This window comes from Acinetobacter sp. ANC 4648, assembly GCF_002135345.1.
GTDB lineage: Bacteria > Pseudomonadota > Gammaproteobacteria > Pseudomonadales > Moraxellaceae > Acinetobacter.
In genome coordinates this window covers 79,695-98,968 of record NZ_NEGI01000005.1, presented here as the reverse complement: position 1 = coordinate 98,968, position 19,274 = coordinate 79,695, and the positions used below count along the sequence as shown (strand labels likewise).

21 protein-coding genes are annotated in these 19,274 nt (G+C 38.5%); 7 read left to right on the top strand and 14 right to left on the bottom strand.

Features of this window, described 5'->3' with window-relative positions; translation table 11 throughout:
• Window positions 1–22 precede the first annotated feature (22 nt).
• The 6 genes from B9T27_RS10020 to dapD all read right to left on the bottom strand — a co-directional run bounded on the left by B9T27_RS10020 (window position 23) and on the right by dapD (window position 3,991).
• Complete coding sequence (locus B9T27_RS10020) at window positions 23–484, bottom strand: peroxiredoxin (RefSeq protein ID WP_086206690.1); 462 nt, start codon at window positions 482–484, stop codon at window positions 23–25.
• 14 nt (window positions 485–498) lie between these two features.
• Window positions 499–1,191, bottom strand: a complete 693-nt coding sequence (locus tag B9T27_RS10015) for a diphthine--ammonia ligase (RefSeq protein WP_086206689.1) — start codon at window positions 1,189–1,191, stop codon at window positions 499–501.
• A gap of 63 nt (window positions 1,192–1,254) precedes the next feature.
• Window positions 1,255–1,665, bottom strand: coding sequence for a hypothetical protein (locus B9T27_RS10010; protein ID WP_086206688.1), 411 nt, complete (start codon window positions 1,663–1,665; stop codon window positions 1,255–1,257).
• Between the two features lie 12 nt (window positions 1,666–1,677).
• Complete coding sequence (queC, locus tag B9T27_RS10005; RefSeq protein ID WP_086206687.1) at window positions 1,678–2,349, bottom strand: 7-cyano-7-deazaguanine synthase QueC; 672 nt, start codon at window positions 2,347–2,349, stop codon at window positions 1,678–1,680.
• 32 nt (window positions 2,350–2,381) lie between these two features.
• Window positions 2,382–3,092, bottom strand: a complete 711-nt coding sequence (gene queE, locus B9T27_RS10000; protein WP_086206686.1) for a 7-carboxy-7-deazaguanine synthase QueE — start codon at window positions 3,090–3,092, stop codon at window positions 2,382–2,384.
• A 77-nt stretch (window positions 3,093–3,169) separates the two neighbouring features.
• On the bottom strand, window positions 3,170–3,991 hold the full coding sequence (dapD, locus tag B9T27_RS09995) for a 2,3,4,5-tetrahydropyridine-2,6-dicarboxylate N-succinyltransferase (protein WP_086206685.1): 822 nt from the start codon (window positions 3,989–3,991) through the stop codon (window positions 3,170–3,172).
• A 303-nt stretch (window positions 3,992–4,294) separates the two neighbouring features.
• On the opposite strand from dapD, the gene carO reads away from it, so the two are divergent.
• On the top strand, window positions 4,295–5,044 hold the full coding sequence (carO, locus tag B9T27_RS09990; RefSeq protein WP_086206684.1) for an ornithine uptake porin CarO: 750 nt from the start codon (window positions 4,295–4,297) through the stop codon (window positions 5,042–5,044).
• A gap of 54 nt (window positions 5,045–5,098) precedes the next feature.
• On the opposite strand, the gene B9T27_RS09985 is transcribed toward carO, so the two are convergent.
• From B9T27_RS09985 to B9T27_RS09955, 7 genes are all read right to left on the bottom strand, one after another.
• Entirely contained in the window at window positions 5,099–6,316 is a 1,218-nt protein-coding gene (locus tag B9T27_RS09985) for an outer membrane protein transport protein (protein ID WP_086206683.1), read from the bottom strand.
• 186 nt (window positions 6,317–6,502) lie between these two features.
• Entirely contained in the window at window positions 6,503–7,432 is a 930-nt protein-coding gene (locus B9T27_RS09980) for a CysB family HTH-type transcriptional regulator (protein ID WP_086206682.1), read from the bottom strand.
• A gap of 54 nt (window positions 7,433–7,486) precedes the next feature.
• Window positions 7,487–8,548, bottom strand: a complete 1,062-nt coding sequence (locus tag B9T27_RS09975) for a sulfate/molybdate ABC transporter ATP-binding protein (protein WP_086206681.1) — start codon at window positions 8,546–8,548, stop codon at window positions 7,487–7,489.
• Between the two features lie 11 nt (window positions 8,549–8,559).
• Window positions 8,560–9,450 (bottom strand): sulfate ABC transporter permease subunit CysW, encoded by an 891-nt coding sequence (gene cysW, locus B9T27_RS09970; RefSeq protein WP_086206680.1) that lies wholly within the window; start codon window positions 9,448–9,450, stop codon window positions 8,560–8,562.
• Window positions 9,447–10,280, bottom strand: a complete 834-nt coding sequence (gene cysT, locus B9T27_RS09965) for a sulfate ABC transporter permease subunit CysT (RefSeq protein ID WP_086206679.1) — start codon at window positions 10,278–10,280, stop codon at window positions 9,447–9,449. The genes cysW and cysT overlap by 4 nt, the downstream gene beginning before the upstream one ends.
• Window positions 10,281–10,361: 81 nt before the next feature.
• Window positions 10,362–10,967 (bottom strand): alpha/beta hydrolase, encoded by a 606-nt coding sequence (locus B9T27_RS09960; RefSeq protein WP_086206678.1) that lies wholly within the window; start codon window positions 10,965–10,967, stop codon window positions 10,362–10,364.
• 23 nt (window positions 10,968–10,990) lie between these two features.
• Window positions 10,991–11,998: a sulfate ABC transporter substrate-binding protein gene (locus B9T27_RS09955; RefSeq protein ID WP_086206677.1), complete on the bottom strand. Its 1,008-nt coding sequence runs from the start codon at window positions 11,996–11,998 to the stop codon at window positions 10,991–10,993.
• Between the two features lie 165 nt (window positions 11,999–12,163).
• On the opposite strand from B9T27_RS09955, the gene pabC reads away from it, so the two are divergent.
• The 4 genes from pabC (at window position 12,164) to B9T27_RS09935 (ending at window position 15,150) form a co-directional block, all read left to right on the top strand.
• Complete coding sequence (gene pabC / locus B9T27_RS09950) at window positions 12,164–12,985, top strand: aminodeoxychorismate lyase (RefSeq protein WP_086206676.1); 822 nt, start codon at window positions 12,164–12,166, stop codon at window positions 12,983–12,985.
• Window positions 12,978–14,033, top strand: coding sequence for an endolytic transglycosylase MltG (gene mltG / locus B9T27_RS09945; protein WP_086206675.1), 1,056 nt, complete (start codon window positions 12,978–12,980; stop codon window positions 14,031–14,033). The genes pabC and mltG overlap by 8 nt, the downstream gene beginning before the upstream one ends.
• Before the next feature lie 9 nt (window positions 14,034–14,042).
• Window positions 14,043–14,642, top strand: a complete 600-nt coding sequence (gene tmk / locus B9T27_RS09940; protein ID WP_086206674.1) for a dTMP kinase — start codon at window positions 14,043–14,045, stop codon at window positions 14,640–14,642.
• Window positions 14,643–14,730: 88 nt separating this feature from the next.
• Window positions 14,731–15,150, top strand: coding sequence for a PaaI family thioesterase (locus B9T27_RS09935; RefSeq protein WP_086206673.1), 420 nt, complete (start codon window positions 14,731–14,733; stop codon window positions 15,148–15,150).
• 66 nt (window positions 15,151–15,216) lie between these two features.
• Here the strand turns inward: B9T27_RS09935 and nadB are convergent, their stop codons facing one another.
• Window positions 15,217–16,860: an L-aspartate oxidase gene (nadB, locus tag B9T27_RS09930; protein ID WP_086206672.1), complete on the bottom strand. Its 1,644-nt coding sequence runs from the start codon at window positions 16,858–16,860 to the stop codon at window positions 15,217–15,219.
• Between the two features lie 226 nt (window positions 16,861–17,086).
• On the opposite strand from nadB, the gene B9T27_RS09925 reads away from it, so the two are divergent.
• Window positions 17,087–18,478, top strand: coding sequence for a Do family serine endopeptidase (locus B9T27_RS09925; protein ID WP_086206671.1), 1,392 nt, complete (start codon window positions 17,087–17,089; stop codon window positions 18,476–18,478).
• Between the two features lie 136 nt (window positions 18,479–18,614).
• Window positions 18,615–19,070 (top strand): acyl-CoA thioesterase, encoded by a 456-nt coding sequence (locus B9T27_RS09920; RefSeq protein WP_086206670.1) that lies wholly within the window; start codon window positions 18,615–18,617, stop codon window positions 19,068–19,070.
• Window positions 19,071–19,274 lie beyond the last annotated feature (204 nt).

Below are 19,274 nucleotides of genomic sequence, written 5' to 3'. Positions count from 1 at the left end.
TATGAGCGTGAAGTTTAGAAACTTAGCTTGCCTGTAAAGCTTTTAAATCTTCAAGTACTTGTTCAGCATGACCTGCTGCTTTTATCTTACGGTATTCTTTCACCAGTTGACCTTTGTAGAAGATAAAAGTAGATCGCTCAATGCCCATCACTTGTTTGCCGTACATATTTTTTTCTTTAATGACATCAAAGTGTTTACACAAAATCTCTTCTTTATCACTAATTAAATTAATAGTGAGTGATTGTTTTTCAGTGAAATTTTGATGAGCTTTCACCGAGTCGCGTGATACACCTATAATTGTTGTATCTAGGGCATCAAATTGATCTTTCAAGCATGAAAAACCCACGGCTTGAGTTGTACAGCCCGGAGTAGAGTCTTTAGGGTAAAAATAAAGAATTAACCAATCAGTGGATACTTCTGATAGATTTATTTCACCTGTAGTAGCTGGAAAAACTTGCTGTGGAAGTATGATGTGTTCAGTCATGCTCTCGTCCTTAATTAAAATGATTGCTGTTCTAATTCGAGTGGTAAAAAGGCATAATTTTCGTGATACAGAATATCACCTCTATTCACTGTAATTGCAGTTTTAAAAATTGGACCATCGATTACCGTGGTATGGAATTCACCACCTTCACCACACGGATCTATGCCACGCAGTTCTAATTCTTGAATGTATTCGTGGGTTAAGATTCTACCTAAATCTTCAATCTTCATGCCGAGGTTTAGATTTACAGTGACGATAATGGTCATGAAGCCCAATTGAATAAATTCATTAATGACATCAAGGTGTGGGCGTTGCCAAAGTGGCATACTGAGTTTAAGTCCAGCTTGTGTTGTGACTTTATCATGCCAACATCCATGTTCAGGTATGTCTAAATCTCCAGTGACGAGAACTTCAGCGCCTTGATTTTTTGCTTGAGCCAATAAATCTAAGAATTGGGTTTCGTAATTACTCCAATTCGAAGGTGCCATTAAGATTGGCAAGCCTATAGCATTTGCTTGAGCATGAATAATTTCAAGTGACATAGCATGGGAGCGTGAGCGTTCCCCTTGTTCTTCAAGCATGACCAATAAGCCGAGCACTTCACCAGCTTGTAGGGCATGGTATAAAGCAAGGGTACTGTCTTTTCCACCACTATATGAAACAAAAAGTTTACGATGGTTGGCGTTAGTTTTCCATTGGTGTTGCATTGCTTTTCAACTTATAGATAGACAAAAAGCCTGCGAAAGCAGGCTTTTTGTAATACAGAAAAATTATTTCTTCGCTTGAGCAGCTTTAATTGCAGCTTCAGTTAAAGTCTGTAATTTGCTGGTTAACTGTGGGCCAAAACATGCTTGCAACGCTTTGTTTTGCTGTTGTACAAAAGTTAAGCTTGCAGGGCTTTTCTTTTGATTTATCGCGCTTTGAATTTCCCATTTTTGTGCATTGGTGAGTTTGCCATCAGACTCAACTGCACAAGTACAATACTTGCTGACTTCAGCAGCAGTTAATTTGCCACCTTTTGCTGTTTCTGTTTTACAGACATTAATTAAAGCAGCTTTAACATTGGTGCTTTTATAGGCATCTTGAATCGGGTTGGATTCAGCAGCTTGTGTCGCTGTTCCAAATAAAGCAGCCACAGAAAATATTGTAGAGAGAATAACACCTGATTTGAAATTTTTCATAACTTTACCTGATTATTGAGGTATATAGCGTGTTGGATCTGCAACACCTGCATCTAAGAAACCTTGTTTACGAAGACGACAGCTATCACATTTACCACATGCACGTCCTTGGTTATCTGCTTGATAGCATGAAACTGTTTGGCTATAGTCTACGCCATGTTCTATGCCTAAGCGTATTATATTCGCTTTGGATAAATGTAACAGAGGTGTTTCAAATTTTAGCGGTTTGCCTTCAACCCCAACTTTTGTGGCTAAGCGTGCCATCGTGGCAAAGGCATCAATAAACTCAGGGCGACAATCTGGATATCCTGAATAATCAACAGCATTAATGCCAATAACAATTGCTTCAGCACCAAAAACCTCAGCCGCTGCAAGGGCATAAGATAAGAAAATTGTGTTACGTGCAGGAACATAAGTGACAGGAATACCTTCCTGTTCTTGTTCTGGTATATCTATGTTGAGATCTGTAAGTGCTGATCCACCTAAATTCCCCAAGTCAATATTAATGACGCGATGTTCGACACCAGCTCGTTGGGTGAGCGCTCTGGCTGCATCAAGTTCAGTTGTAGAACGTTGACCATACATAAAGCTAATTGCGATACATTCATAACGTGCTTGAGCCCATGCTAAGCAAGTTGTTGAATCTAATCCACCTGACAATAAAACTATGGCGCGAGTGCGCATATCAATATCTCCAAATTAATTTGATTATAGGATTAACGACCTGTTTCATCATTCCAAAGCAATTTATGTAATTGTAATTGAAAGCGGACAGGGAGTTGGTCGTCTAAAATCCATTGCGCTAAATCACGCGCTAAAGCGGGAAGACGTGCCATATTTTTTTCGACTGCAAAAGCAGGAGAGAACCATACGGTACTAACTTTGTGGTGTAACTGATAAGTTTCAAGTTGACGTTTTGACCATTCATAATCTTCACGATTACAAATCACGAATTTAATCTGATCATGTGCTGTTAAGTAATCTAAGTTACTTAAAAGATTGCGTTTTTCTTCACCAGAAGTAGGCGTTTTTAAATCTAAAATTTTAGAAACACGTGGATCTACTTTAGAGACATCTAAAGCACCACTGGTTTCTAAGGAGACATCACAGCCTAAATCGCACAGTTGTTGTAATAATGGGATGCAATTTGGTTGTGCAAGGGGTTCACCACCAGTCACACAAATATATGGGGTGTTAAAATGTTGTGCCGTCTGAATAATCTGTTCTAAAGATTGACGTTCACCACCTTCAAAAGAATAGGTCGTATCACAATAGGTACAGCGTAAAGGGCAACCTGTTAAACGAATGAAAACGGTAGGTAAACCTGCTGCATTTGCTTCTCCTTGCAAAGAATAAAATATTTCCGTGATACGTAAGCCAGCAGATGGATCGGAAACAGGGATTGCACTTGAGCGCAGAGAATTCATAACAAAATACCACAGATTATAAAAACAAAATCTCCACGATCATGACTGACCGTAGAGACCTATGAATATACGAGAAATTAGTCTTCGCGTAATAGATCGTTCAAGCTTGTTTTAGAACGAGTTTGAGCATCTACTTTTTTTACAATAATAGCAGCATATAGGCTGTATGTACCGCATTTAGAAGGAAGGCTACCAGCAACAACAACTGAACCTGCGGGTACACGTCCGTAATGGATTTCACCTGTTGCACGGTCAAAGATTTTGGTTGATTGGCCAATGAATACGCCCATTGAAATCACAGAGCCTTCTTCAACAATCACGCCTTCAACAATTTCAGAACGTGCACCAATGAAGCAGTTATCTTCAATAATGGTTGGATTTGCTTGTAAAGGCTCTAAAACACCACCGATACCGACACCGCCGGAAAGATGAACATTTTTACCAATTTGTGCACATGAGCCTACAGTTGCCCATGTATCAACCATTGTGCCTTCATCAACATAAGCACCAATGTTCACATAAGACGGCATCAATACAACATTTTTGGCTTGGAAACTGCCTTTACGTGCAACAGCGGGTGGTACTACACGTACACCAGCTGCTTTAAATTGTGCTTCAGTCCAACCAGCAAATTTAGTATCTACTTTGTCATAGAAACGAAGATCGCCTGACTCAATCGGTTTATTGTCATTGAGTTTAAAAGACAACAATACGGCTTTCTTTAACCATTGATGAACAATCCATTCACCATCAATTTTTTCTGCTACACGAAGTGTGCCATTATCTAGGCCTGCAATAGCTTCTTGTACTGCTTGACGAACTTCTGCAGGGCAATCCATTGCAGTAAAATTAGCACGGTTTTCGAACGCTTGTTCAATAGTCGTTGAAAGCTGAGACATGATCTTCCTTCCAAAAAAATTTTAAAGATTCTACACCAAAACGTGAGTAAATTAGATAAAAAAACCATTTTTTATAGTAAATTGTAATGAATGAATTACTGAAGGAGGTTATTAAAATATAAAAGCTAAATAATATTAAATGTAAAGATAAATAGAGCAATAAATAAATTGTATTTGTATCAAAAAATAACAAAAAGTAATCAATTTTACTATTCTTTCTAAAGGTGATTTTAATTAATATTCATTTGAGAGCAATAAACACACTAATGATTAAAGAATAAATTCTTTTTTGAGGAGATATAAATGAAAGTGTTAAAAGTACTTGCAATGACTGCAGCTCTATCTGCTTCTGGCTTAGTTATGGCAGATAGTCGAGTGATTAATAGCTGGAATTCATTTGAAACAAATCAATTAATTCCAACTGGCGTGCGTGCTGAAGTAGGTACAACTGGTTATGGTGGTGCTTTACTTTGGACAGCAAACCCATATGTCGGTTTGGCATTAGGTTATAACGGGGGTGATATTTCTTGGCGTGATGACGTATCTGTAAACGGTACGAAATACGACATGGATATGAAAAACAATAATACCTATTTAAATGCAGAAATTCGTCCTTGGGGCGCAAGTCAAAATATGTGGACACAGGGTCTATATATGGCTGCTGGTGTAGCTTATTTAGACAATGATTATGATCTAGCAAAACGTATTGGTAATGGTAATACTCTATCTATTGATGGTAAAAACTATCAATTGACGACTGCTGGCCGAGAAGGTGGTGTCCGTGGTCAAATGAATTACGATAACAAAATTGCACCTTATGTCGGTTTAGGCTTTGCACCTAAATTTACAAAAAATTGGGGCGCATTTACCGAAATAGGTGCTTATTATACGGGTAACCCGGATGTTAACCTTACTCAGTATAATTTATCTCCTGTAGTTGGTAATCCTACAAGCGCACAAGATGCAGTAGATCGTGAAGCTCATAAAATTGAAAATCAGAATAAATATGCTTGGATGCCAGTTGCTAAGGTTGGTGTAAGCTATCACTGGTAAGTTGTTAATTTAATATAAAAAACGGGCTTCGGCTCGTTTTTTATATATTCGACTTTAGAAATGATGTGCAATGCGTAAGCCATAGGCGATGGCATTGTTTTGCTGAACGTGAGTCAGCGGTGAGATTTGATTTCCCGTAATAGGTTGTGCGGAATTACTGACTTTAGCTTGATTAAGCCTGAAATACTTTAGACCAAATGCAATATAGCTATCTGTTTTTAAATTATATAATACACCTAGTCCAAATCCCCAAAAGCCATTTGAAGGGTTCAATGTAGTTGCAGGATTACCACTCCCAGAATCCCAAGAGATGTCACTGGTCGAGATCCATCGCTCTGAAATACGATGTGCTAGTCCTAATTTTCCAGAAATTTGATTGTCTTGATAGTCAATTAAGTTAAATTGTTGAATTAAATCTGGGTATTGTCTTGCTGCTTCATTAATAATCGCAGCAAATTGAGTGGGTTGGATTTGATAAGCTTTCCAATTGACCCATCTGATTGAGCTATAGGCTAAATTATTCTGATTTAAAGCTATATTAAAATCAAGATTTAGAGATTGTGGTGCTTGAATGGTCGTGCTTGCATTCGGAGTGAATGTTAAGGCTTGATTAGATAGCGTTTCATTGATTTGAGTGTGATGCTGTATTGCAGAACGATAAGTTAAAGATGTTTTTAAGGCAATTTCTGGAATTTGGTAACTGACTCCAGCTAACCAACCTAAAGCGGAGTCCTCTTCAATCTCTGCATCATATCCACTAAGGAATGAATACGATAAACCATAGAGTTTAATTCTGCCTTTGAGCGTTTGGTGGCTGAGTCCAGTATAGATATTCCAATTTTGGTTAGGCTGAAAACCTGTCAGCATGGTTAAATTTTGACTTTCAAATTTCAATTTTGCTGATTCTATAGTTTTTCGACCCTGTAGTGAATTAGGGCTATAGTCATAAGCGAGATCTATACCTAAAGGTTGATCGTATATTAGACCAATGGAGTATTTGGGGTGTGGTTGCAGTTTAATAGCAATATTACTAAACAAATAGTCATTAACCAAATTACCCGTTGAAAAGTCATGCACTTGAAGTTGTGTGAGTTGTTCATGCTTAGGGACTTGCCCAGATACTTGAGCCTCTAATTTAGCTACAGATAGTTCAAAATAATTATTTTTTTCTAAAAATGCAGCAATAGATTGATCGGATCTTTCCATTGCAGCAGCAAAAACATAAGTCGGGCATAATACAAGAACGGTCATTCCGATTGAAGAAACTTGCATGGAATTCCCTGAGGGTTGTGTAATGATTAGTTTATTTTTTATACTGCCATGATATTTAAAGATACAGTGTTTTTCAATAAAAATTTAAAAAATAATGAGTTAGATTGAGTTGGTCAGTTTCTGTAAGGTTTTAAATGAAAAGTCTAAGAAAGAGGATGAGTATCCTCTTTCTATAACAGATTAAAATTAATCTTCAGGGTAGGCGATTTTTTTTAATGCCTTAATGTCTGCTTGTGGGGAGCAGAGCGCAATAAATTCATAGCCATAGCCACGAAGTAAATGGCCTTTGCGTACAGCAATCCATGTTGTATTTAAACCAAAAATATCGGTCGCAATTTGTTTTAAGCGATGGTCGCGTTCAGCATCATATGCTACATCATTGACAATACCGACCCCCATGCCAAGTTCCACATAGGTTTTAATGACATCGGCATCTAAAGCAGACATGACAATATCAACATCTAAATGAGCATCCTCAAAGGCTTTATCAATTTTAGAACGTCCAGTAAAACCACCATGATAGGTGATAATTGGATATTCAGCCATTTTCTCAAGGCTAATATCTTTCGGGTCTAATTGGGTTAACGGATGACCTTGTGGGGTAATAATACTGTGTTTCCAGCTATAGAATGGAACACTAGCTAAATTATCTTGCGTGGTGAGTGATTCGGTTGCAATACCAATATCAGCAACCCCAAGCAATAACATTTCGGCAATTTCAACAGGGCTTGCTTGTTGTAAAATTAAGTGAACTTTCGGAAAAGCTTTTTTAAATAAATTGACAATAGGCGGTAACACATAACGTGCTTGAGTATGTGTTGTTGCAATCGTTAAGGTGCCTTCATCTACTTTATTAAAGTCATCTGCTAGACGTTTAATATTATCGGCATCAATGAGCATACGTTCCACGATACTCAACAACGATTGTCCTGGTTCAGTTAAACCCAATAGACGTTTACCTTTGCGGACAAACAGTTGAACACCAAGTTCATCTTCAAGATCTTTAATATGTTTACTGACACCAGATTGTGAGGTGTAAAGTGCAGCAGAAGCTTCGGTTAAATTATAATTTTGACGAACTGTTTCTCGGATAATCCGTAGTTGTTGGAAATTCATTTTGATGCATACCTCAAAAGGGGATGAGTGCTCGGACACTCATCCTATTGTCACTTAAGCAACTTGATTTGCAAAGAGATGCAATGCTGAAGCACTGATCCAAACGGTTTGATTTGGTCTAAATTGATGCAATTTTGCTTCTTCAGGGTTTAATGAAATTTCAATTAAATGACCTTCACGATCTTGTAATTCCGCCATTACTTTTCCAGCAATCCAAATTTCGCGTAAAAAAGTAGCCTGAATAGCATTATTCGTCGGTTGTGCATGTATTGTTAATTCATTTGGACGAGCAAATGCAATGACTTTTCCATCTGGAGTGTGCTGTAAATTGGGTAGTTGGATGCGATCCTGACCAATTTGAATAATGCCTTGATGACTTTCACCTTCAAAACGATTGGCTTGACCTAAAAAGTCAAAGACAAAAGGTGTTGCTGGTTTTTCATAGACTTCACGCGGTGAGCCAATTTGTTCAATATTACCTTTATTCATGACGACAATTTGATCGGCGACTTCCAATGCTTCTTCTTGGTCATGTGTTACAAAAATAGAGGTGATATGTAGTTCATCATGTAATGTTCTTAACCAACGACGTAACTCTTTACGAACTTTAGCATCAAGTGCACCAAAGGGTTCATCTAATAACAAGACTCGTGGTTCAACGGCTAATGCGCGAGCCAATGCAATACGTTGACGTTGACCGCCAGATAACTGTGCAGGATAACGATCTGCTAAAAATCCGAGTTGGACTAAATCGAGTAAACGAGTAACTCGCTTTTTAATTTCAGCTTCATTTGGACGTGTTGCACGTGGGCGTACACGTAATCCAAAGGCAATATTTTCAAATACGGTCATGTGGCGAAATAAAGCATAATGTTGGAATACAAAACCGACCTGACGTTCGCGTACATGAGTTTTGGTTGCATCATTGCCTTCAAGTAAAACTTGCCCTTGATCGGCAGATTCTAGACCTGCAATAATACGTAGCAGTGTGGTTTTGCCACAGCCAGAAGGACCTAATAGCGCGACCAATTGACCTTCAGGAAAGTCTAGAGAGATGTTATTTAGTGCATGGAAAGCACCAAAGTGTTTTTCAATGTTTTTAACTTGAATACTCATGAACTTATTCCTTAAATTACTGAATCTTCATTGCGGCGATCTTGCTTTTCTTGGCGTATTTCCACCCATGTTTTAAGAATGAGCGTGACAATCGCCAGTAAAGCCAACAGTGAAGACACTGCAAATGCGGCACTAAAGGTATATTCGTTATATAAAATTTCGACATGTAAAGGCAGAGTATTGGTTTCACCACGAATGTGCCCAGATACCACCGACACTGCACCAAACTCACCCATTGCCCGAGCATTACATAGAATAATGCCGTAAATTAAACCCCATTTAATATTAGGAAGTGTCACCTTACAAAAAGTCTGCCATCCCGAAGCACCCAGTACAATTGCAGCTTCCTCTTCTTCTGTACCTTGTGCTTCCATTAATGGAATCAGCTCACGTGCCACAAAGGGAACAGTAATAAAAATAGTGGCCAAGACAATCGCAGGAGTTGCATACAAAATTTTGATGTCATGATCCATGAGCCAACCACCAAACCAACCCTGAGAACCAAAAATTAGCACTAACATTAAACCCGCGATGACAGGTGAAACTGAAAAGGGGGTATCAATAATCGTGGTGAGAATGGCTTTGCCACGGAAGTTGAATTTGGCCACACACCATGCTGCAGCGACCCCAAAGACCACATTGAGTGGAACAGCTATTGCAGCAGTTAGTAAGGTCAGCTTTACTGCTGATAATGTATCAGGATTTACCAGTGCTTGAAAATAAACCTGTACACCTTGTTTGAAGGCTTCAACAAAAACCAAAATTAGCGGTAAGATTAAGCAGCTAATAAAGAAAATTAATGCAATGATAATGAGCGTATTACGTACCCAAGTTGGTTCACGTGTGGCATCGCGTGATTGTAATTTTGCAGCAAGTGCATTGCTATTGGTGGTTAAGCTCATCGAGCAGTTCTCCCAGTACGGCGACTTGCCCATGCTTGTACAAGGTTAATCAAAAACAAAATAAAGAATGAAAGAACCAACATCACCACAGCAATTGTTGTTGCACCAGCATAATCATATTCTTCTAAACGAGAAATAATCATCAGTGGTGCAATTTCAGTTTTAAAGGGCTGATTACCTGCAATAAAAATCACTGAACCATATTCACCGACACCACGCGCAAATGCTAAAGCAAAACCAGTAAGTAAGGCTGGGAATAAAATAGGTAAAATTATTTTAGCTACGATTTGCAAACGATTTGCCCCTAATGCGGAGGCAGCTTCTTCAAGTTCTGTTTCTAAATCACTCAGTACTGGTTGTACAGTACGTACTACAAATGGAAGGCCAATAAAGATTAAAGCTAAAGTAATCCCGATAGGGGTATAGGCCACTTTAATTCCAAGTGGTTCTAAATATTGACCAATCCAGCCCGTCGGTGCATAAAGTGAAGTAAGGGCAATACCTGCAACAGCGGTTGGTAATGCGAAAGGAAGATCAACCAACGCATCAACAATACGCTTACCTGGGAAGGTATAGCGCACTAAGCACCATGCTAACAATAATCCAAACACGACATTGATAAGCGCTGCAATAATAGCTGAGCTAAAACTGAGTTGTAATGATTTTTGGATACGTTCAGAACTAACAATTTCCCAGAAGCCATCCCAACCAATACCTAAAGATTTAATGAAAACTGCAGATAATGGAATAAGTACAATAAAAGACAAATACGCTAGGGTGAAGCCTAGAGAAAGACCAAATCCTGGCAGCACTCGGGATCGCTGCGACATGACAACTCCTCAAAATGAGAATACTTACTGAAATCAGTAAGTAAATAAATTACAGATTGCGCCAAGCATAAAATGCATCAGTTAAATAGCAAATTTAAAAAACAACTTGGTGTCATCAATTTTATTGATATAGGCGATATTTTTTTCTGAAACTAAATAATCATAAATTTCAGGGAAAGCACCAAAACCTGAATCAACATTAATATGTCCGACACGACCTAAGTTGCTGGGTTTAATTTTCCAAGATTTTGCCAAAGTTTGTGCATCTTCAAAGTTTAACCAAGGGTCATTTTCAGAAATAAGCAATTCTGTAGGCACATTAATTTTTAACTGATGGAAGTATTGGGCATAATTTCCAATGCTGTCGCGCGCAAAACCATTTTCACCAAATCGACTAGGATTTGCAGGAGCAACTAAAATCAGTTTTTTGATCTTTGACGCTATTTCTGGATATTGATTTAATGCAGCAACACTGGTTAGACAACCAAAGCTATGTGCAACAATTTGAATCGGCGCTTCTACTTTTGAGATTGTGCTAACAAAATTTGCAATCCAATGGCTCAAAATGGGCAGGTTCCAATCCTGTTGTTGTACACGAGAGCAAGACATGAGTTGACGTTGTAACCAAGACTGCCAATGATCATAATCACTGCCACCTACGCCCGGAACAATTATGGTATGTGTCATGTCTATGCTCCTATCGATAGAATTTACTTCACATTATTTGCTTTAACGATTTGATCGAAAATGCCATTATTTTCAAAGTGCTGCTTTTGAACCTTAGACCATCCACCAAATTCTTTATCAATGGTTACTAATTTTAGCGGTTTAAATACAGTGCTGTATTTTTTCAATACTGTAACGTTACGCGGACGATAGTAATTTTTTGCTGCAATATCCTGACCCAAAGGTGAGTAGAGGAAGTTTAGGTAAGCTTTGGCGAGATGAGCATTCCCATCTTTTTGAACATTTTTTTCAACAATCGCCACAGGCGGTTCAGCTAAAATTGAAAGCGATGGAGTAATAATTTCAAATTTACCTGGTTGTTCTCGGACTGCTAGATAAGCTTCATTTTCCCAAGCCAGTAGGACATCTCCAATACCACGCTCTGCAAATGTGGTGGTTGCGCCACGTGCGCCTGAATCTAATACTTTGGTTTGCTTATAAATTTGACGAACAAAATCTTGAGCTTTTGCATCTGTACCATATTTATGTTTTGCCCAAGCCCATGCGGCTAGGTAGTTCCAACGTGCACCACCTGATGTTTTTGGATTGGGTGTGACAATTTCAACGCCTGACTTGACTAAATCGCCCCAATCTTTAATTTGTTTTGGATTACCTTTGCGGACGAGAAATACAATGGTTGAAGTATAAGGAGTAGAGTTTTGTGGAAATTTCTTTTGCCAATCTTTAGGAATGAGATCTGTTTTCTCAGCAATCGCATCAATATCAGCTGCTAAAGCGAGGGTCACTACATCAGCACCTAAACCATCAATAACAGCACGTGCTTGTTTACCTGAACCACCATGAGATTGTTTAAAGTTAACTTCTTGTCCAGTGCTTTTTTTCCAATATGCACCGAACTGCTTGTTAAAATCTTCATAGAGCTCTCGTGTTGGGTCATAAGAGACGTTAAGAAAATCCTTTGCAGCAAATGAAATGCTTGAAACGGAAAGAAGTGCTGCAACAACACTCAGTTTTATTTTTGAAAAGTGCATGGTTATTATCCCCAAATATTTTAAATTTCGTTAATATGGATGCAGCATAACGCCAGTATCTATCCAAAAAAAATAATAAAAAATGAATTTTATATGAATAAAAACGAAATAGTTTTTAAAGATTTGTTTAGACGTTTTTATGAAGCTGGAAGGTTGAAAATCAACATGATATGTTTTAAAAATGCTCAGATAGTTGAGTCGATCCCTATTTTAGATCGGGCGTTTCATTATGGAGATGGTTGTTTTACCACAGCACGTTTCCATCAGAATATGATGGAATTAGAAAGTAGACATCGTGAAAGGTTACGTCTTTCAGCTGAGCGACTCAGTTTAAGTATTAATTTTGATTTATTGGATGCAACGCTTGAGCAATTAAAACAGCAGATGGCACCTTTAAATGGAACATTAAAAATTATTTTAAGTCGGGGTGAGGGTAATCGAGGTTATAGCTTGCCAGATCATCCTGCAGATCTGTATGTATTGTTCTATCCACAACAAACTCAAACATTTCAGTTGGAATTGATTGATAGCAATGTGCTTGAGCAAGTCATTGGCTTAACGATGCCTAGTTTGGTGGGAATTAAGTCGCTCAATCGCTTGGAACAGGTGCTATTAAAAAAAGAAGCGCAGCAGCATGGCTGGCTTGAAGCATTGGTCATTGATGTGCAGGAAGGGATTGTTGAAGGAATAAGCAGTAATTGTTTTATTCGAATAAATGATACATGGATTACGCCTGAACTTCGCTATAATGGCGTACATGGTGTGATGCGCGCTGAGATTTTAAATCGAATGCAACAACAGCAAATTCCTTGTGTACTACGTTTTGTTGGGCGTGATGAGATTCCAGAGATTCAAAGTTTATTCTTTTGTAATGCGCTGAACCCGATGAAAGTTGTACAAAATTTTCAAACCCGTCTGTTAGAGGTTCAACCTTGCGTTGAGCTATTTGATACTTTGCAATTGAATCAGTTTAATCATTATGCCTAAGACTCCAGCTCAGCTTAAAAAGAAAACGCACATTGTTGCGCCAAATAAAATCTATAAAGGTGTAGTGATCGTATTGATTGCTCTTTTATTGCTGATCGCGATGATTTTAAAAATGAGTATTTTTAAGACTTATCCTGTGGAGGGTAAAAAGCAAAAGCTTTCTATTACTAATGGTGAAACTTATACTGGTTTTATTGATCAATTGGCTGAAGATAAAAAAGTTGGTTTTCCGCTGGTACTGAAGCTCTACCGTAAGATTTTTATTCATGACACCATGAAAGCAGGTATTTATGAAGTAACACAAGGTATGAGTGTACGTCAGGTTTTGGATATGGTTTCCAATGCGGATAATGCACAAATGAGTCGATTGTTGGTGATTGAGGGGACAACTGCGAAACAACTCATTCAAGCGCTCCGTAACGATAGCTTGATCCATAAAACGGTGGTGAATTTACCCACTGCAGAATTGTTAAAAGAACTGAATATTCCGTACGATCATCCAGAAGGACTATTTGCTCCAGATACTTATTTCTTTGATAAAGGGGAGTCAGACAAAAAAATTCTGACGGAATTATATCAACGTCAAATGAAAATTCTGAATGATGCTTGGGAAAAGCGTGCCCCTGAGCTGCCTTATCAAAATAAATATGAAGCCTTAATTATGGCTTCTATTATTGAAAAAGAAACCAGTGTCGATCGTGAGTTACGTCAAGTTTCAGGTGTTTTTGTTCGCCGTCTAAAATTAGGGATGCGTTTACAAACAGATCCAACCGTGATTTATGGGATGGGTGATCGATATCAAGGTAAAATTTCTAAGCAGGATTTGCGCACCCCGACAGCTTATAATACCTATACTAACAATGGTTTACCACCAACACCAATTGCTTTACCGAGTAAGAAAGCAATTGAAGCGGCAATGCATCCTGATGATTCAGACAGTATTTATTTTGTGGCAACAGGGAATGGTGGGCATAAATTTACCAGCAACCTGCAAGAACACAATCGTGCGGTGCAAGATTATATTTCAGTTATGCGATCTAAAGATTAAGGAATGAGAATGTTTATCAGTTTTGAAGGCACGGAAGGTGTAGGAAAAACCACACTCATTCGAACATTGTATGAATATTTTCAACAGCAAGGTCAAGAGGTTGTTTTAACTCGTGAACCGGGTGGAACGCCCTTGGCTGAGCAAATTCGAAGTTTATTGTTATCTGTGAATCATGATGAGCAAATGAGTAATGAGACTGAATTGCTATTGATGTATGCAGCACGTGCACAACATCTTGAGCAAGTCATTTTACCTGCTTTAGCACAAGGTAAAATTGTTCTCTGTGATCGATTCACGGACTCAAGTTTTGCTTATCAATGTGCTGGACGTGGTTTGAGCCGAGAAAAGTTAGCATTATTAAATGAAAATTTTGTCGCCAAAATGCCAGATGTAACATTCTGGTTAGACGCACCAATTGAAACAGGAATGTCACGTGCACGTGAACGTGGTGCTTTGGATCGTTTTGAGCAAGAGAAAGTCAGTTTTTTTGAAAAGGTTCGTTCTGGTTTTGTTGAAATTCAGCAACGTGAACCGCACAGAATGAAGCGTCTTGATGCAACACAAGCACCTGAAAAGGTATTTACAGATGCATTAATGTATTTAAGATAGTCCTAAATAGTGAACGCTCGGGTTACTGGTAAAACTCATAAAAGTCTTTATATTATTTATGAATATAGGGACATAAGGGCTTCATTGAATGAAAAACACCAGACTAGAAATTATTGATTTTTTAGAAAAGCATTTTCCACCAAGTTTAGAAAAGTGTGAAATTGAAGAGGTTGTCGAAAAAGGGGCAATCTTATTGTGGCATGTTAGTGGTACTGATATTCGTCCAGGTGGGACAATTTCAGGCCCAACCATGATGACTCTTGCTGACTTTGCATTGTATGTCGCCATTTTAGGGGAAATTGGAATTGTTGGTTTAGCCGTGACAACCAATATGCATATCAACTTTTTACGTAAGCCTACAGGTGGAACAGATCTTCGGGGTGTGTGCAAACTCATGAAAGTAGGTAGGGCTTTAATCGTTGGTGAGGTTTGGATTTATTCGGTTGATTCGGATCAACCCGTAGCGCATGTGACTGGAACGTATTCGATTCCTCCACAGAAAATCTAATCTTTTTTGAATTTAATAAAAGCACCAGTGGATGGTGCTTTTATATTGAAGTGTTGAATTGCCTAATTAAACCTCAGTATTTACCAAGGGTGTTTCGACCTGAAAGGTTGGTGGTGTTAATACGGTTTTACGTAATTCAGAAGATAGTTCTGGATAATCCAGTGTGTAATGTAAACCACGTGACTCTTTACGTTGCATCGCACAACGTACAATCATTTCAGAGACTAATAATAAATTTCGTAGTTCAATTAAATTTTTACTTACATGATAATCCTGATAATATTCAGTAATTTCACCTTTTAGCATTTCAATGCGATGTAATGCACGTTCCAAGCGTTTCGTGGTTCTGACAATACCCACGTAATTCCACATAGTGGCTCGAAGCTCATCCCAGTTTTGTAGGATTACTACCTCTTCGTCGGGATGAACTGCTTGTGTTGCATCCCATTCAGATACGTGTGGGGCGTTAAAAGATGGATTGAATTTGCTTTCAATATCTTTCGCGGCACTCATGCCATACACGAAACATTCTAATAGTGAATTGCTTGCCATACGGTTAGCACCATGCAAACCAGTATATGACGTTTCACCAATCGCATATAAACCCGCAATATCGGTTTGGCTATGCTCATTAACCACCACACCACCACAAGTATAGTGCGCAGCGGGTACGACTGGAATCATATCTTTAGTAATGTCGATACCGAGTTCCAATAAGCGTGCATATAGGGTTGGAAAGTGTTCTTTTACAAACTCGGGTGATTTATGGCTAATGTCGAGCCATACATGACGAATCCCCAAGCGCTTAATTTCATAGTCGATGGCGCGGGCGACGATGTCACGAGGTGCGAGTTCTGCGCGTTCATCAAAGCGGAGCATGAAACGTTCACCATCGGGCAGACGTAAATAAGCACCTTCACCGCGCATGGCTTCAGTGATTAAAAAAGAGCGCGCTTGAGGATGATACAAACAGGTCGGATGGAATTGGTTAAACTCCATGTTTGCGACCCGACAGCCAGCACGGTAGGCCATGGCAATCCCATCACCAGTCGCAATATCTGGGTTTGAGGTATACAAATAAGCTTTCATAGCACCACCACAGGCGAGTGCAGTAAATGGAGCTAGAAAGGTGTGTACATGTTCATTTTTTTCATCCAGCGCATATAAACCGATAGCACGATTGCTGAGATCTTTTTGTCCCAGTTTTTGTGTAGTAATAAGGTCAATTGCAATAAAGTTTTCAAAAATACGAATATTTTTTTTAGCTTGAGCACGTTCAACTAGTGTGGTTGAAATGGCACGACCTGTTGCATCTGCTGCATGAATAATACGACGTTGTGAGTGACCACCTTCTCGGGTGAGGTGAAGTTGTTCATCTTCATCTAAAGTGAACTGAACTCCATGCTTAAGCAGAAAGTCTACGGAAGGACGACCACCTTCTACAGTTTGTGTAACAGCATCGATTTCACATAAATGTGCACCAGCAATCATGGTGTCATCTATATGCTGTTGAATAGAATCAGTCTCATCTAAAACTGCGGCGACACCACCTTGTGCATAAAAGGTGCTGGCATCGGTTAAATGGGATTTGGCTAAAACAGCAATATTGAAATGATCGGGTAACGATAAGGCTAAACTTAAACCTGCACCGCCACTTCCCACAATAATCACATCGAATTGATGTGTTGTGTTTAAATTAGACATGTCCATCAGCTAATTTGAAAAAAAGTTTGTTAATAACACTCTTTTTTGTCATAAATTACAAGCGTTTTAAATTTCATAATTTGGTCAAAATGACGAATTAATATTTTTTAAGATAAAATTAAGTAAAGTATTGTTTTATAAAACTATAGAAACATAATTTAACGTAAAAATCAGATTTTGTATGTTACAAACATGGTTTTCGGCACAATAATCATTAGTGGGTGCATGTCTCATGAAGAATCGCGGTATACAAAAAGGAATCTACGCTGCAGTATTTACTGTGGCCGCGGTGCAAACACAGGCAGCAGCACCAGTAGATTTTTCAAATTTAGTGGAACAGGTGAGTCCTGCGGTTGTGAGTGTTAGTGTTGTCAAAAAAATGACGCAGGATGAGTTGTTGCAGCAACAAGTTCCAGAAATTTTAAAACGATTCTTCGGTAATCAAATTATTATTCCAAAGCAACAGTTACCACAAGAAAAAACTGCCTATGGGAGTGCATTCTTTATTAGTAAGGATGGCTACCTATTGACGAACCATCATGTGGTTGAAGATGCCTCTAAAGTTACGATTATGCTGAATGATCGCCGTGAAATTGATGCCACAGTGGTCGGGAGTGATGAGCGGACCGATGTGGCATTATTAAAAGTAGATGGTAAGAATTTCCCTGCATTAGCAACAGGCAATGTGGATCAACTCAAAGTGGGGCAACCGGTGTTGGCGATTGGTTCACCATTCGGTTTCGATTATTCTGCATCAGCAGGGATTGTGAGTGCTAAATCACGCAATATGATGGGTGAAACCTCTGTCCCATTTATTCAAACAGATGTAGCTTTAAATCCTGGGAACTCGGGTGGTCCTTTATTTAACCAGCAAGGTCAAGTTGTAGGAGTTAATTCTCGTATTTTTAGTGGTACGGGCGGTTATATGGGGTTGTCGTTCTCAATTCCAATTGATGTTGCTATGGATGTTGTTGATCAGTTAAAGAAGAATGGTAAAGTCACCCGCTCCTATTTAGGGATTATGCTGCAAGATATTGACCGTAATCTTGCAGAAGCTTATAAGTTACCAAAGCCTGAAGGCTCTTTAATTACACAGGTTACACCGGACTCACCTGCGGCGAAAGCAGGCTTTAAATCGGGTGATGTCATTATGAAATATAATGGTTCACCAATTTCGAGAACCTCAGAATTACTTAATTATTTAAATCGTACGACACCGAATCAGACTGTACAACTTGAAGTATTACGAGATGATAAAGCGAAAGTGATTGCTGCGGTGTTAACCACTGCGCCAGATGATACTCCAGCTAAAGTTGAAACTAGTGCTGCGACTAAGATACAAAAAGGGCCAGTTTTAGGTGTGTCAATTCGTGGATTAACTGAAGCAGAGAAATCTAAATTAGAATTAAAGGGTGGTGTGCTAATTCAAGATGTTGCGCGTGGTGGTTTGGCAGCTCAATCTCGAATTATTACAGGGGATATCATTACCCAAGTGAATGGTAAAAAAATTCATGATCCGAATGATTTTGTTGAAGTTGTTTCTGATTTGCAAAAAAATACAGTTGCACGGGTTGCACTAGTACGAGATGGTCAACACGCAATGCTTGGATTAAGAATTCAATAAAGCAGTCATAAATACATTGAACTGTAAAAAGCCACTCATTATTGAGTGGTTTTTTACAGTGGTGATTTTATGTTTAAGATGATTTTGTTAGATTACAAAGTTTAAATACAATAGCTTAGATAAAAGGTTAGATTTTGTGAGCACGTTTTTTGATTTAAAAATTATGGTTCAAGCTGAACATATTGATATTTTAGAACATGTTAATAATGTGGTGTATGTGCAATGGATGCAAGATATTGCTTCTGCACATATTGAAGAGTTAGGGCTTGGGTTAGCGCAATACTTAGAACTGAAACATGCCATGGTTGCAGTGGAACATCATGTTCAGTATCGCAAAGCAGCCATACTGGGTGATGAAATTATTTTGCGGACATGGTTAAGTGATATCAATGCTTTATATTCTTTCCGTCAATATGCATTTTATCGTGCTAAAGATCAGAGTTTACTGTTTACGGGAAGTACCAAGTGGGCCTGTATAGAAATTGCTACTGGACGTCCTAAGCGTATGTCGCCGACATTTATACAGGCTTATCAAGTGCTGAATGAAGAAATTAATCCTCTTGATTTTAGTAATACGACTCTAGCGGAATGATTTTAGTAGATTGTTGAGTTGAATATTTTATCTTATGCAGATAGATATGAAAAATTGAGGTGAATAGAGTGATTATTAATAAATAGCATCTATATAAGTTAATAAATTTCAATTTTAAATAAACTTGCTCAAACTCTGCTGATTAATATGAATACTTTGAAAACACCATCTGTTATAATCTTTCGCAATTTCTTAAACAGCTTT